Annotated in this window: 14 protein-coding genes; 8 read left to right on the top strand and 6 right to left on the bottom strand. The window is 64.2% G+C overall.

Translation table 11 applies throughout. The features are described from left to right. Positions 1 to 8 precede the first annotated feature (8 nt). On the bottom strand, positions 9 to 494 hold the full coding sequence (locus JJ959_RS13715) for a response regulator (protein WP_292884473.1): 486 nt from the start codon (positions 492 to 494) through the stop codon (positions 9 to 11). Between the two features lie 240 nt (positions 495 to 734). Between JJ959_RS13715 and JJ959_RS13720 the strand changes: the two genes are divergently transcribed. The 4 genes from JJ959_RS13720 (at position 735) to JJ959_RS13735 (ending at position 5,588) form a co-directional block, all read left to right on the top strand. Continuing rightward, on the top strand, positions 735 to 1,733 hold the full coding sequence (locus JJ959_RS13720; protein ID WP_292884475.1) for a D-2-hydroxyacid dehydrogenase: 999 nt from the start codon (positions 735 to 737) through the stop codon (positions 1,731 to 1,733). Between the two features lie 75 nt (positions 1,734 to 1,808). Then, the gene (locus JJ959_RS13725; RefSeq protein WP_292884477.1) at positions 1,809 to 2,336 is read left to right on the top strand and encodes a PAS domain-containing protein; all 528 of its coding nucleotides are present in this window, start codon (positions 1,809 to 1,811) and stop codon (positions 2,334 to 2,336) included. 62 nt (positions 2,337 to 2,398) lie between these two features. Continuing rightward, positions 2,399 to 3,097, top strand: a complete 699-nt coding sequence (locus JJ959_RS13730; RefSeq protein ID WP_292884479.1) for a gamma-glutamylcyclotransferase — start codon at positions 2,399 to 2,401, stop codon at positions 3,095 to 3,097. Between the two features lie 67 nt (positions 3,098 to 3,164). Beyond that, positions 3,165 to 5,588: a Lon protease family protein gene (locus JJ959_RS13735; RefSeq protein WP_292884481.1), complete on the top strand. Its 2,424-nt coding sequence runs from the start codon at positions 3,165 to 3,167 to the stop codon at positions 5,586 to 5,588. A gap of 3 nt (positions 5,589 to 5,591) precedes the next feature. Here the strand turns inward: JJ959_RS13735 and JJ959_RS13740 are convergent, their stop codons facing one another. Continuing rightward, positions 5,592 to 6,572: a GNAT family N-acetyltransferase gene (locus JJ959_RS13740; RefSeq protein ID WP_292884482.1), complete on the bottom strand. Its 981-nt coding sequence runs from the start codon at positions 6,570 to 6,572 to the stop codon at positions 5,592 to 5,594. Positions 6,573 to 6,612: 40 nt separating this feature from the next. Here JJ959_RS13740 and JJ959_RS13745 point away from each other — a divergent pair, with 40 nt between their 5' ends. Further along, the gene (locus JJ959_RS13745; protein WP_292884484.1) at positions 6,613 to 6,822 is read left to right on the top strand and encodes a hypothetical protein; all 210 of its coding nucleotides are present in this window, start codon (positions 6,613 to 6,615) and stop codon (positions 6,820 to 6,822) included. Here the strand turns inward: JJ959_RS13745 and ltnD are convergent, their stop codons facing one another. From ltnD to JJ959_RS13765, 4 genes are all read right to left on the bottom strand, one after another. Next, positions 6,823 to 7,731 carry an L-threonate dehydrogenase gene (gene ltnD / locus JJ959_RS13750; protein WP_292884486.1) on the bottom strand — a complete coding sequence of 303 codons (909 nt, stop codon included), beginning with the start codon at positions 7,729 to 7,731 and terminating at the stop codon, positions 6,823 to 6,825. A 10-nt stretch (positions 7,732 to 7,741) separates the two neighbouring features. Then, positions 7,742 to 8,491: an SDR family NAD(P)-dependent oxidoreductase gene (locus JJ959_RS13755; RefSeq protein ID WP_292884487.1), complete on the bottom strand. Its 750-nt coding sequence runs from the start codon at positions 8,489 to 8,491 to the stop codon at positions 7,742 to 7,744. Positions 8,492 to 8,582: 91 nt separating this feature from the next. Next, a complete protein-coding gene (locus JJ959_RS13760; protein ID WP_292884489.1) occupies positions 8,583 to 9,068 on the bottom strand; it encodes an isoprenylcysteine carboxylmethyltransferase family protein in 486 nt (161 codons plus the stop codon). Continuing rightward, entirely contained in the window at positions 9,065 to 9,634 is a 570-nt protein-coding gene (locus JJ959_RS13765) for a nucleotidyltransferase family protein (RefSeq protein ID WP_292884491.1), read from the bottom strand. Before JJ959_RS13765 ends, JJ959_RS13760 begins: the two co-directional genes overlap by 4 nt. A 157-nt stretch (positions 9,635 to 9,791) precedes the next feature. Here JJ959_RS13765 and JJ959_RS13770 point away from each other — a divergent pair, with 157 nt between their 5' ends. The 3 genes from JJ959_RS13770 (at position 9,792) to JJ959_RS13780 (ending at position 13,540) form a co-directional block, all read left to right on the top strand. Beyond that, positions 9,792 to 10,829, top strand: a complete 1,038-nt coding sequence (locus tag JJ959_RS13770) for an AbrB family transcriptional regulator (RefSeq protein WP_292884493.1) — start codon at positions 9,792 to 9,794, stop codon at positions 10,827 to 10,829. An 88-nt stretch (positions 10,830 to 10,917) separates the two neighbouring features. Continuing rightward, a complete protein-coding gene (locus JJ959_RS13775; RefSeq protein ID WP_292884495.1) occupies positions 10,918 to 12,108 on the top strand; it encodes an acyl-CoA dehydrogenase family protein in 1,191 nt (396 codons plus the stop codon). Positions 12,109 to 12,343: 235 nt separating this feature from the next. Then, complete coding sequence (locus JJ959_RS13780) at positions 12,344 to 13,540, top strand: matrixin family metalloprotease (RefSeq protein ID WP_292884497.1); 1,197 nt, start codon at positions 12,344 to 12,346, stop codon at positions 13,538 to 13,540. Positions 13,541 to 13,611: the final 71 nt, after the last annotated feature.

Genomic DNA, 13,611 nt, shown 5'->3' on the forward strand with positions numbered 1-13,611 from the left:
CCAGATGATTATTGCCGACGGTCCGGGCCATCATAAGGCAGTTGGCGCCGTCTCCGGTCGGGTCCGTAGTACTTATCACTGTCAACGAAAGCGCGCGGATGCGCAATGATTCCAACCATACGTCGGTAGAAACCCTCGACTCCATACGGCTTTGCGATGAATTCGGTCACCCCGGCGTCACGGGCCTCGAAAACATGATCCTTGGCGGAGAGGGCGGACATCACGAGGATCGGCATCTGGCGGCTCCCGCCGGTCTTGCCGGACCGCACCTCGCGGATCAGATCGAGTCCGGAGCGCGGCGGCAGATGCAGTTCGGTGAGCAGCACGTCGACCACGTTCGATTTGAGCGCGGCGATCGCCTCGTCATAGCTATGCGCGACGAAAACCGTCGTCGCCCCCATCGTCAGCAACAAATCCCGCGCGAGATCGGCCGAGAGCTGATTCCCGTCGACGATCAGGAAATGGACGAGGCTAAAATCTACTTTCTCCGCCATGAACGGACCGGCCCTCTGGTTCTGTCCTTGCCTTATATCTCATTCCAGGGAGGCTTTTGCGAGCCAAACCATTGCTTCGCAAAGCCTTTGCTTCAATGCTCTCGCACAAATCGTACCAATTCCGTTTCGCGCCGACGGCAAGCATCGCCCGGCGACGATTGATATGGTTTCATCGAAGCCGGTGAAAAACTCACCGGAAAACCTCCCGCATACTTCTCAACTCCCAATCCGGCCGACGACATGCACCCGACAAAGCGTCTCATTCTCCACATCAAGAACAACCGCGCCGGGGAAGAGGCTTTCCGCTTCACCGAAGAGCGGATTACCGCGGCTCTGGAACGCCACAAGGGTGCCGCGGATCGTATCGATATCCGCGTGGATTGGGACCTCGACAATTTCGAAAAATCGATGCGGGACGCCGATGCGCTTGTGACCTGGGACCTGCCGACGGCAGGGCTCGCCGAAAAGGCACCGCACCTGCGCTGGATCCACATCATCGGTGCCGGGGTCGAACATCTGCAGCCGCTGACCTGGCTTCCGCCGCAGACCATCCTGACCAACAACCGGGGCGTCCATGCCGAAAAGACCGCCGAGTCCGCCGCCATGGCGGTCCTCATGCTGCACAACCGGATCCCCGCCTATGTAAGCAACCAGCGCGCGGCCCGCTGGAACCCCGTCTATGTCCCGCCGATCGCCGGCAAGACCGTTGCCGTGATCGGGGTCGGAGAAATGGGCGGCGCCGCGGCGCGCGCCTTCAAGGCGCTCGGCCTCAAGGTGCTGGGTATTCGCCGCGGTGCAGCCCCGCATCCGTCCGTGGACGAGATGCATGGCCCGGAAGACCTGAGGACCGTCCTCGGTGCGGCGGACTTCGTGCATGTCACGCTCCCGCAAACGCCGGAGACGACGGGACTGATCGACCGGCAGGCCATCCGCGCGATGAAGCAAGGCGCCGGCCTGGTCAATTTCGGCCGGGCGCCGGTGCTCGACCATGACGCGCTTGTCGAGGCGCTCCGGGACGGTCATCTCGGCGGCGCGATCCTCGACGTCCATGACCCGGAACCCCTGCCTGCCAGCTCGCCGCTATGGGAGGTTCCAAACCTGATCCTGACGCCGCACGTCAGTTCGGACGACGAGCGTTCCTATATCCCTGCGACGCTCGATCTGGTGTTTGAAAACTGCAACCGCTTGTTAAACGGAGAGTCTTTGAAGAATCGGGTCGATCCGTCGCTGGGCTACTGACTCAAGTAATCCTGTCAACGCTGCAGGTTTGAACTACTCTGGCTCAAACGGACCGGGCGCGCCCAAAGGAGCCAAATGAATCGGGTACTGGATGACGACGAGCGCATTCATGAATTTGCGGAGCTTCGCCGCAAACTGTCCGCACGTCTTCATTTGGCCGGTCTCGATTACTGGGCGTCGCTCAAGCGGATCAGCGATCTACCTGCGCGGAGCGAGTTCGACCCCGCTCATATTCCCTTACTTCTTCCGCATCTCATCTTTCTCAGGGTCACCCTGGACCCGCTCGACTACTGCTACAGGGTCATCGGCGGGACGGTGCGGGAGCATCTCCTGGCCAACTATACCGGCCGCTGGATCTCCGAGATCGCGCATCAGCGCCCCCCGAGCAGGCTGCACGCCAACCTGACGCGAGCCGTCACCGAGCGGGCCCCGGTGCTCTCCGACACGCCCTATGTCGGCACAAAGAAAGACTTTCTGAAGAGCGACGAACTCATCCTTCCCCTCGTCGACGAGAGCGACCAGGTCTCGCACCTGCTTGTGCTTCTCGACTTCGACCGGCGCCCGCTGCAGGTCGTCGGCCGCTGGTCGAGCAAGCGCGACTGAGGCAACAGTCTGTTCGGGATTGCTGCATATCGCGGGTATATTGCCGGTGCTAAGTTCCGTGCATGGCACCTTCGAACAAGATCCCGCTGACGCGCGACACGATCCGCTCCGGCCACATCCGGGAGCTCATCCGCCAGCATGCGACTACCTACAGGGTCCTGACCGACGAGGAACTGCACGCCTCGCTCGCCTCGATGTTTCCGGACGGCAAGCCCAATGAGGACGTCTGGCTGTTCGGCTACGGCTCGCTGATCTGGAACCCGACGATCCATTTCGCCGAATCCCGCTGTGCCACCGCGCACGGCTATCACCGTCGTTTCTGCCTGCAGACCCATCTCGGCCGCGGCTCGCCGGAAGTCCCTGGCCTCACCCTCGGGCTCGACCGGGGCGGATGCTGCCGCGGCGTCGCCTTCCGGATCACACGGGACACCGCCTATGACGAGCTCGAGATCGTCTGGCGGCGCGAGATGGTCAGCGATGCCTATATCCCCCGCTGGCTTTCCCTTGCGAGCGACGAAGGCTCGATCCGGGCGATCGGTTTCGTGATGAACCGCAAGCATGAACGCTATGTCGGCGAGATGCCGGAAGAGGAGATGGCGCGCACCATCGAGCGGGCGCACGGCTTTCTCGGTCCCTGCGCCGAATATCTCTTCAATACGGTGGACCATCTGGAGGAACTCGGCATGCCCGACCGCGGCCTGAAGCGGTTGCGCGACCGGGTCTCCGAAATCCGCTCGGAGGCGTCCCGGAAACCCGCTTGAGGACTCCGGTCTTTCTTGTACGGCGAAGCGGCGATAAAACCGAAGAAGGCTTTCAGAGGGACGCGCCATGGCCGTTAAGCCACTTGCTGCTAAAGCACTCTTCACCAGGACCGACCTGAAGCCGCATTCCATCCAGAGCACGGACGACCTTGAGGATATCGAGGCGCTGATCGGCCAGGAACGGGCGCTCGGCGCCGTCAAGTTCGCCGCCGGCATGCGGCAGCGCGGATACAACCTCTTCGTCATCGGCCCCAAGGGGTCCGGCCGGCACATGGCGGTGAACCGCTTTCTGCAGCAACGCGGGGCCGAACTCGACGCGCCGCCTGACTGGGTCTATGTGCACAATTTCGAAAAGCCCTACATGCCGCTGGCGATCTCGGTTCCGCCGGGCCGGGGCGAGCCGTTCCGCAAGGCCATGCAGGAGCTTGTCTCGGACCTGAAGGCGGTCCTGCCGACCTTGTTCGAGAGCGAGGATTACCGTCTCAGGATCGACGCGGTGAACAAGGACGCGGCCGAGAAGCAGCAGCACGCGCTGGAGGGCGTCGATACGGAGGCGCGCAAGCACGGCGTCACGCTGATCCGAACCCCGCAGGGATTTGCCTTCGCGCCGCTCTCCGGCCAGAAGCCGATGGCGCCCGAAACCTTCCAGCAGCTCCCCGAGGAAGCACAGAAGCGCTACCAGGAAGCCACCAAGGGCATGATGGAGGAACTGCAGAAGGTCCTTCACGGTCTGCCGATGATCGAGCGCGACCGGCTACGGGAACTGCGCAAGATCGCCCGCGAGACGGCACGGCACGTCATCGAGCAGGAAATCGCTGATGTCGCTGCGGTGATGACCTGCTGCGACGACGTTCTCGCCTATCTGAAGATCGTCGCCGACGACATGGTCGAGCATATCGGCCTCTTCATGCATTCCGACGAGGACGGTCCGCTCGCGCTGCCGAACGGCGGCAGCGGCGAAGGCGCGGTCGAGCACGATCCGGCGACCCGCTATCAGGTCAATGTCCTGGTCTCGAATATCCCGTCCGGCGGCGCGCCGGTCATAGTCGAGGACCATCCCGCCCTCGGGAAACTGATCGGGCGGATCGAGCACTATGCGCAGATGGGCACCCTGATCACCGACTTCACGCTGATCAAGCCGGGCGCGCTGCACCATGCCAACGGCGGCTTTCTGCTGATCAACGCCGACAAGCTCCTGCTCAACCCGATGAGCTGGGAGGCCCTCAAGCGGGCGCTCTATGCCGAGCAGATCACCATTGAATCGCCCTACATGACCTCCGCCACGGCCACCGTGCTGTCGCTGCAGCCGGACCCGATCCCGCTCGACCTGAAGATCGTGCTGTTCGGCGACTACCGGCTCTATCTGCTGCTCTCCTCGCTCGATCCGGACTTCCAGGACCTGTTCAAGGTCGCCGCCGATTTCGAGGAGGTGCTGGACCGATCGCCGGAGAACGACCAGCTCTTCGCCCGCCTCGTCGCCACCATTGCCCGCAACAACAAGCTACGCCGCTTCGGGCGCGACGCCATCGAGCGGGTGATGGAGCATGCGGCACGGATCGCGGGGGATTCCGAACGGCTCTCGACCCGCGTCGGCCTGATCGCCGACCTGATGCGCGAGGCCGACCACTGGGCCGGAGAGGCCGGCAAGCAGAGCGTCTCGCGCACTCATGTCCAGCAGGCCATCGACGCGCAGATCCATCGCGCCGACCGGATCAGGGAGCGTTCGATCGAGCAGATCACCCGCGGCACGGTGCTGATCGATACGGATGGCGCGAAGGTCGGGCAGGTGAACGGGCTCTCCGTTCTGCAGATCGGCACTTTCGCTTTCGGTAAGCCGAGCCGGATCTCGGCCACGGTGCGAGTCGGCGGCGGCAAGGTGGTCGATATCGAGCGCGAGGTGGAACTCGGCGGCCCGCTGCATTCCAAGGGCGTGATGATCCTCTCCGGCTATCTCGCCCGGACCTATGCGCTCGAGGCGCCGATGTCGCTCGCAGCGACCCTCACCTTCGAGCAGTCCTACGGCGGCGTCGACGGCGACAGCGCCTCCTCGGCGGAACTCTACGCCCTGCTTTCCGCACTTTCGGAGGTACCGATCGACCAGTCGCTGGCGGTGACCGGCTCGGTCAACCAGATGGGCGAGGTGCAGGCGATCGGCGGCGCGAACGAGAAGATCGAGGGCTTCTTCGACGTCTGCGCGGCGCGTGGCCTGACCGGCCGTCAGGGCGTTCTGATCCCGGCCTCCAACGTGAAGCACCTGATGCTGCGCGAGGATGTGGTCAAAGCCTGCGAAGAGAAGAAGTTCCGCATCCTGCCGATCACGACCATCGAGGACGGCATCGAGGCGCTGACCGGCAAGAAGGCCGGCGCGCGCGGTGCCAAGGGAAAGTACCCCGCCGGCAGCATCAACCGGCTGGTCGAGGACCGGCTGCTCGCCTTCGCCAGGGCGCGCTTCAAGGCGGGCAAGGGACAGAGCGGGCCGGTCAATACCTGACGGTCAGAGATAGGTCCCCGCGAGCGTCACCAGTTCGCCGCCGACACCGAGCTTGAAGCGCGAGACGCCGGGCATGTGCAGCCCGTCGACGCCGCCGAGATCGAGCCATTCGACGCCGAGCCCCTTCAGCTTCTCGATCGCGTTCCAGAGCAGCAAATTGTGGGCGTGCTTTTCCCGTCCCTCCACCCCGGTCCAGCCGACATAGTAGGTCGCGGCCCTGCCGTGCCGGACGGTGAGGAGCGCGGCAACCGGCTCGCTGCCGGAATAGGCAGTGAACACCTGCACCGCACGCTTGTCGCGCCCGCTGTCGGCGATGGCGGCGACAAAGGCACCGGCGGGCGCGCGGAACTTCCGGCGTTTGCGGTGCTGGTCGTGCCGGGCGAGCAGCCACTCCATCGGCGCGCCGCCATAGCCGCTGCGTACCCTGAGCTTGGCGCTTTCCGCGAGTTTCAGCTGATTGCGCCATTTCATGTGCAGTCCGCTGCGGAGCTCTTCGAGCTCGGGCCTGAGATCGAGCCAGACCGTACTGTAGCCGGTCACCACCGGCCGCATGCCGACAGCTCTGAGAAGCCCCTCGCTTGCCGCACCCGCGGGCAATTCGGGCGTCATGAAAAAAAGGTTCAGCTTTGTCACCGGATAGCGCCGCTTGATCAGACGGAAGACCGCTTCCCGTTCAGGCTCCGAGACATCGGCAAGAAAGACCGGGCCGCGGGTCAGCTTGGCCATCCGGAAGCCGCCAGGGAAACGCCATTCGAGCAGCAACGCGAGCGCTACGGGATCAGGTCCACGCATGAACACGGCAGGGACCGGCCGGTATGCCGAGACACGACCCATGGCGGCACCGTAGGCGGAGGCCTGCTCCAGCGGCGGACGCGCGGCCTTCGCCAGCAGTTCGTCCCACTGCCGCTGGTCGACGCTGTCCCAGAGAGCGACGATGCCGTCCAGTTCCTCGCCGCGCCTGTCGGTTCCGGCGCCTGACGCCATTGCTGTTTCCCCCGCCCCGTTCGCCGGTTAGTCTTAGCCCATGGCGCTCTTCGCACAATTCAAAAAGCCGCCGCTGATCCACGGGCAAAGGATCCCCGGCCGCCGCTTCACCCGCTGGGCGGCGCTCTATTTCATCGGCTTCGTGGCACTGCCGATCCTCGGTCTGACGCTGGCGCTCGACCTGATCGGCTATCTCGTCGCGGTGAAGCTGTTCGGCGCGTCCTGCTACGGGCTGCTCTGCTTCTTCTGATCAGGACTTGGCTTCGGGCAGATCGATCCCGGCCAGTTTCTGGAACACCTTGATCACAGCGGAATCGTCCTCCCGCCCGAGCCCGGCCGCCGCCGCTCCGAGAAACTGCTGGTGCGCCGCCGCCGAGAGCGGCAGCGGGAAGGTGAGCTGCTTGCCCGTCTCCAGCACGATCCCGAGATCCTTCACGAAGATGTTCACCGCGCTGAGCGGGGTATAGTCGCCGTCCAGGATATGCGGCACCCGGTTGTTGAACATCCAGGACGAGCCGGCGGAATTGGAGATCACCTCGAACAGGTCCTGCGGCGCCACTCCGGCCCGGATGCCGAGCGCCATCGCCTCCGCCGCGGCGGCGATATGCACGCCGGCAAGCAGCTGGTTGATGGTCTTCACCGTCGAGCCCGGTCCGGCCATGTCACCGAGGCGGTAGACCTTGGAGGCGATCGCGTCGAGCAGGAACCCGGCCGCCTCGAAGGCTTCCGGCCTGCCGGAACCCATCACCGTCATCTCGCCGGTCGCGGCTTTCGCGGCACCGCCGCTGACCGGCGCGTCGACCATCAGGATCCCGTGTTCCGCCAGCCGCGCTTCGAGATCCCGCGCATAGGCCGCCGGAACCGTGCTGCTGGCGACCACGACCGCACCTTTCTTCAGGTGCCTCACCGCGCCGGTTTCGCCGAACAGCACGCTCTCGGTCTGGTCGGCATTCACCACCAGCACGAGAAGCGCATCGACGTGGGCCGCGAGTTCGGCCGGGCTGGCCGCCCCCTTGCCGCCATTCGCGGCAAAATCCGCCACCGAGTCCGCGCGCACATCCGTGCCCCAGGTCTCGACGCCGGCCGCAACCAGCGAGCGCGCCGCGCCCATGCCCATGGAACCGAGGCCGATCACCCCGGCGATTCTCGCTTCTGCCATTCTTCTCTCCCTAGACCAATCCGCCGTTCACATGGATGAGCTGACCGGTAACGTAGCTCGCCTCGGGGGAAGCGAGAAAGCCGATCACCGCCGCGACCTCGTCCGGCGTCCCGCGCCGCCCCATCGGGATCGACGGCACGAAGGCGTCGACCGCCCCGGGCTTCAGCGCCGAGGGCGTGCCCGCATCCTTCTCGATGAAGCCCGGTGCGACGATGTTGGCCGTCGCCCCGGACGGCGCCAGGCGCAGGGCCAAAGCCCGCGCCGTCGCCTCGAGGGATGCCTTCGCTCCGGCCGTCGCCGCGAAGGACGGAAGATCGGTGCGCCAGACATGCGGGCCGAACGCACTGACCGCGACAGCCCGGCCAGCGGGCGAGCGTTCGAGATACGGCAGCGCCGCCTCCGCCATCTCGAAGAAGGAGCGCGCGATGGCGTCATGGGCCTGCTCGAAAAGCTCCGTGCCCGCCTCGCCGAGCGGGGCGCGGTCGGCATAGCCGGCATTGGCGATCAGAATGTCGAGACCACCGAACCGCTCCGTGCAACGCTCGACCAGCATGCGGCCGGCATTCGGTGCGGCGAGATCTGTCAGCAGGGTCTCGACCTCGGCCCCGGCCTCCCGGAGGCCGTCCGCGACACGCGAAAGCCCGGCTTCATTTGAACGGGTATGCAACAGAAAGCGGTCGCCGGGACGGAGCAGCTTCCGCGCCGTGGCGGCGCCGATCCCGCTCGCCGCGCCCGTCACCAGAATGGTTCTCGCATTCATCCCGCTCCCCCCCGGATATCAGCGCGCACTCTCGCACGTGACCTGCGCCGGCAAAAGAGGCGCTCGCGCCCTCATCGGGAAAGACAGAATTCTAGATCCAGCGCCGGACCCGCGCCTTGTACTCCACATAGGGCGTCCCGAACTTGCGTTCGAGATAAGCCTCCTCGCGCAGGATGACGCCATACTGCATCACCCCGACGAAGCCGATGGTGATGACGGGGAACCAGAGGGAATTGCCGAGCAGACCGATGCCTGCCAGCAGGATCACCATGGCGAGATACATCGGATTGCGGGTGCGGGCGAAGACCCCGGAGGTGACAATCGCCGTCGAGGGCACCCAGGGTTTCACGCTGGTCCCGGCGCGCTTGAACTGGCGCTCTCCCGCGATCGCGAGCGCTATGGCCGAAAGGATCACCGCGGAGCCCAGATAATAGCGCGCCCAGTCCGGCGCGAAGGGCCTGGGCCAGAGATAGTCGAGACCGAACCCGAGAAGCACCGCGATCAGCAGGATGACCGGCGGCGGCAGGATGACCCCGGCCGTATCCTTTTCTTCCGCCTGATTGCTTTCGTCGTTCATACCGTTCCCTCCACGACACTGAGCCAGGACCAGCGCTCCAGATAGCTGCCGCATTTGTAGGCGAACTGATGCGGCGTCGGGCTTTCGGGATTGAGACGCAATATGCCTCCGAACATATCGTCATAGCCATGCGGCGCGTAGACTTCGCCGGACGAAGAGATACCGCAACAGGTCCCGGCCACGACGAAACGCTCGATACAGGTCTTCGCCTCGAAGATCGGCGGGTAGGGTGCCCCGAACCGCTCTTCGAACCAGAGCGGAACCCGCGCCTGGTTCCGAATCTCGATCTCCACGCCGAGATCCCCGAAGAGTTCCGTACCGCGCCGGATCACCACATCCTCTGCGTCGTATCCGGTATCCGGATCGAAATAGACGATGTCGTAGTCGCGGATATTTTCCGTCGCCGGACGTCCGGAAAGACTGTTCCAGACAGCGCCGAAGAGACATCCGGCGACCAGCCATGCGTCGTCGACCCCAAGTTCCGGTAGGCGGTCGAGGATCGCCCTGTTCACAGGGTTGCGGTGGATCAGCGCGACGAACCGTTCCTGCATTTCCGCCTCGCTCACGCTTGCGCTCCCGCATTTTTTCGGCTTTGTGGAATACATCCCAACCACGACGGCGAATCCCGGGTCAAGCGATTGACGGGCGGCGCGCCCGATCCGTAAAAAGAAACATTCTTTCCTTCAGGACCGCTTCCGGTCCGCCGACTGGACCATCGCCAGGATGTCCGCAGCAACGCTTACCCGTCACGCATTCAGTCTTGCCATCGCGGCAGGAGGCGGCTGGGTATTTGCCCTCCTCCACGTCCCCTTGGCCTGGCTGCTCGGCCCGATGCTCGTCGTCGCCGCGATCAGCATGAGCGGCAAGACTCTCACGATGCCTAAAGGTGCGCGGCAGACCGGCCAGCTCCTGCTCGGAACCGGCATCGGCCTGAATTTCACCCCGGCCGTCGCCGCCTTCGTCATTGACCATATCGTGGTCATGGTGGTCTGCGCCCTCGCCTCGATCGGCTTCGGAATGCTCTCGGCGCTCTATCTCCGCCGGGTCGCGAAGGTCGATATCGCCACTGCCTTCTTTTCCAGCCTGCCGGGCGGCGTGGTGGAGATGGCGCTGCAGGCGACCCGCTGGGGCGGCGACATGGCCCCGGTCTCGCTTGCCCAGTCGCTCCGCATCCTCTGCGTCGTGACCACGATCCCGACCACCCTGATCCTGCTCGGCGCCACCGGCCATTCGCCGTTCGAGGTGGCGAAACTGCCGTTCGACCTGGAAGGCTTTCCGATCCTCATCGGAGCGTCCCTCGCCGTGGGCGGCCTGATGGCCTGGCGACGGATCACCAATGCCTGGATCCTCGGTCCGCTGGCCTCCGCCGCGCTGATCACCGTGCTGCAGCTCGATCTCTCGGGCATGCCACGGGAACTGCTGAACCTGTCCCAGGTGCTGATCGGCTGCTTCATCGGCCTGCGCTACCGCCGCGATCTCGTGCTCTCGCTGCGCCGCTTCCTGCCGCATGCCGTGGTGAGCACGCTGGTTCTGGTCGGCCTCAATGTCGCATTCGGAATCGGCGTCGCCGGCGTCACCGGCCTGCCCGCAGCCACGATGGTGCTGTCCGTCTCGCCCGGCGGAATGGCTGAGATGAGCATCACTGCCGCTGTGCTTGAACTCGGCGTGCCGCTGATCGCGGCGTTCCATATCGTCCGCATCTTCCTTGTCATCGGACTCTCGGGGCTTATTTTCCGCTATATTCTGAGTCCACGCAGCTGACGTAATCTGTATTCTCGGTTGATCGACACACATCAAAGCCGACGCCACGAACCGGCGCATCACTCCGGCCCGTCCGGGAGGAAAGCTCATGAATGCCATCGCCGCCGCCAATGACAGCGGTCTCACCCAGGAAGAGCGCGCCGAGCAGGAGCGCATGGTCCTCGACGCCGTCGAACGGTTCCTCGAGCGCGACGTGGCACCCTACGCGCACAAGCTGGAAGCGGAAGACGCCTGGCCGGAGGAGATCGTCGCGAAGATGTGCGAACTCGGTCTCTTCGGCGCGACCATCGGCGAGGAGTGGGGCGGACTCGGCCTCTCGGCCACGACCTATACCAAGATCGTCGAGCGGGTCAGCCGGGTCTGGATGTCGATCTCGGGCATCTTCAATTCGCACCTGATCATGGCCGCCGCAATCGAGCGCTCGGGGACCGAGGCGCAGAAGGCCGCCTGGCTGCCGCGCTTCGCCACGGGCGAACTTCGGGGCGGGATCGCGCTGACCGAACCGGATGCCGGCACCGACCTGCAGGCGATTCGCCTGCGCGCGGAGAAATGCGAGGGCGGCTACAAGCTGAACGGCACCAAGATGTGGATCAGCAACGCCTATCACGGCCATATCCTCGCCGTGCTGGCGAAGACCGATCTGGAGGCGAAGCCCCGGCACAAGGGCATGAGCCTCTTCCTGGTCGAGAAGGGCGAGGGCTTCAACGTCTCCAAGAAGCTGGAGAAGCTCGGCTACAAGGGCATCGATTCCGCGGGCTTCACGCTGGACGACTGTTTCGTCCCGGACGCCAACCTCGTCGGCGAGATCGAGGGCCGGGGGATGCAGCAGATCCTCGGAGGGCTCGAACTCGGCCGCATCAACGTCGCCGCGCGCGGCGTCGGCATCGCCCGCGCCTGCCTCGAGGAATCCGTACATTACGCACAGATCCGCAAGACCTTCGGCAAGCCGATCGCCGAACACCAGGCGATCCAGCTCAAGCTCGCCGACATGGCGACGCAGGTCGAGGCCGCCCGTTTGCTGGTGGAACAGGCTGCCGCCGCCTACGACCGCAAGGAGCGCTGCGACATGGAAGCCGGGATGGCGAAACTCTTCGCCACCGAGGCGGCGCTGCATAACAGCCTCGAGGCGATGCGCCTGCACGGGGCCTACGGTTATGCAAAGGAATACAATATCGAGCGCTATTACCGGGACGCGCCGCTGCTCGCCATCGCCGAGGGCACCAACGAGATGCAGCGCCTGATCATCGCCAAACAGCTGGTGCAGCGGCACCCGGCCTGAGCGCCCCCCCAACACAGAAATTTCTGCCTTCTTTAACGAGGGCAAAGCTAGCTCAGAAGCCCGGCTCATGCCGGGCTTCCTGATTCTGGGCAACGGCGCTTTCGAAATGCCGGAAAAACAAGGTTAACGGGTATTTACCGTCTTTCCCTGCAATGCGTCATATGGAAATATGGCAACCAGGGCGGGTCTCGGATGGCTCGTATCAATTTTTAATATATTTTAGAGAGTCATAAAAATGGGTCTTTATACCGGCATTTCCTTTGTTCCCGGCTCGACGGTTCACTACACGACGGAGCTGGACTTCTCCTTCACACTCAACGGATTTTACGAGATTTCCTCCTCCGAGAAATCGATCACCCATTCCGTTTTCAACGAATGGGAAAGCCAGCTCAATATCGACTTCGTCTTCACCTCGAACACCTACGCCGCCGACGTGTTCGTGATGGAAAGTTTCATCGACGGCTTTGGCGGGACCCTCGGAGTCAATATTCCCTATGACGGCAACGGCGACGGACTCATCGCGACGGACGGCGTCGATTATGACTTCATCGTCATGGACTACTACGACTCAAGCTATTTTACGGCCACGCTGCGGCATGAGGTCGGACACGCGCTCGGGCTCGATCATGACGAGACTCCCGGAAGCCTGATGAACAGCCGTCTCGGCGGCACCGAGACGATCACCGATTACGATATCGCGAAGGCGGCCGCGATCTACGGCTACAACAAAAGCGGGACCGCCGGCGCCGAGAACTGGACCGGCAGCCAGACGGCAGACAGGTTCAGCACGCTCGGCGGAAACGACGTCGTCCAGGCGGGGCTCGGCAACGACACGGTGATGGGCGGCGACGGCAGCGACATCCTGATGGGCGAGTCCGGCACGGACTATCTCTCGGGCGAGGCTGGCAACGACGTCCTTTACGGCAATAAGGAAATCGACTTCCTCGACGGCGGAGCCGGCGACGACACGATCTTCGGCGGCCAGAACAGCGGCACGGCCAGGGTCGACGCCTACGGCAATCTGCGCCAGCAGGACGGCGTGGAAACCCTCCTCGGCGGCGACGGCAACGACTCCATCTTCGGCAATTACGGCCAGGACCTGATTTCGGGCGGCAACGGAAACGACACGATCTTCGGCGGCCAGAACGAGGACACGATCGACGGCGGCGCCGGCGACGATCTCATCCTCGGCAACCGTGAGAACGACGTGCTCACGGGTGGCACGGGCGCCGACACGTTCTTTTTCGCGACCGACGCCCAGGGCAACGACACGGTGACGGATTTCAACGCCGCGGAGGGCGACCGGCTGAGCTTCACGACCACCTACTCGACCTCGAGCTCGGGTTCGGATCTGGTGATCACCCACGGCGGCGGCACGGTCACGCTGATTGGCGTCGGATCGACCGGTTTCGACGCTGGATGGATTGCTTGATACGCCAGGACTAGGCGATTCTCAAAGCACCCGGCCGATCGACATATAACCGCCTTTACTTTGAGTGAAGC

The sequence above is a fragment of the Nisaea sp. genome (assembly GCF_017640745.1).
In the GTDB taxonomy this organism is placed as follows: domain Bacteria; phylum Pseudomonadota; class Alphaproteobacteria; order Thalassobaculales; family Thalassobaculaceae; genus Nisaea.

Bases quoted from the DNA above. Each gene is read 5' to 3' on its own strand.
- JJ959_RS13780 (WP_292884497.1), top strand. From the start codon at position 12,344: ATGGGTCTTTATACCGGCATTTCCTTTGTTCCCGGCTCGACGGTTCAC.
- ltnD (WP_292884486.1), bottom strand. From the start codon at position 7,731: ATGGCAGAAGCGAGAATCGCCGGGGTGATCGGCCTCGGTTCCATGGGC.
- JJ959_RS13720 (WP_292884475.1), top strand. From the start codon at position 735: ATGCACCCGACAAAGCGTCTCATTCTCCACATCAAGAACAACCGCGCC.
- JJ959_RS13770 (WP_292884493.1), top strand. From the start codon at position 9,792: ATGTCCGCAGCAACGCTTACCCGTCACGCATTCAGTCTTGCCATCGCG.
- JJ959_RS13745 (WP_292884484.1), top strand. From the start codon at position 6,613: ATGGCGCTCTTCGCACAATTCAAAAAGCCGCCGCTGATCCACGGGCAA.
- JJ959_RS13735 (WP_292884481.1), top strand. From the start codon at position 3,165: ATGGCCGTTAAGCCACTTGCTGCTAAAGCACTCTTCACCAGGACCGAC.
- JJ959_RS13715 (WP_292884473.1), bottom strand. From the start codon at position 494: ATGGCGGAGAAAGTAGATTTTAGCCTCGTCCATTTCCTGATCGTCGAC.
- JJ959_RS13725 (WP_292884477.1), top strand. From the start codon at position 1,809: ATGAATCGGGTACTGGATGACGACGAGCGCATTCATGAATTTGCGGAG.
- JJ959_RS13740 (WP_292884482.1), bottom strand. From the start codon at position 6,572: ATGGCGTCAGGCGCCGGAACCGACAGGCGCGGCGAGGAACTGGACGGC.
- JJ959_RS13755 (WP_292884487.1), bottom strand. From the start codon at position 8,491: ATGAATGCGAGAACCATTCTGGTGACGGGCGCGGCGAGCGGGATCGGC.
- JJ959_RS13775 (WP_292884495.1), top strand. From the start codon at position 10,918: ATGAATGCCATCGCCGCCGCCAATGACAGCGGTCTCACCCAGGAAGAG.
- JJ959_RS13730 (WP_292884479.1), top strand. From the start codon at position 2,399: ATGGCACCTTCGAACAAGATCCCGCTGACGCGCGACACGATCCGCTCC.
- JJ959_RS13760 (WP_292884489.1), bottom strand. From the start codon at position 9,068: ATGAACGACGAAAGCAATCAGGCGGAAGAAAAGGATACGGCCGGGGTC.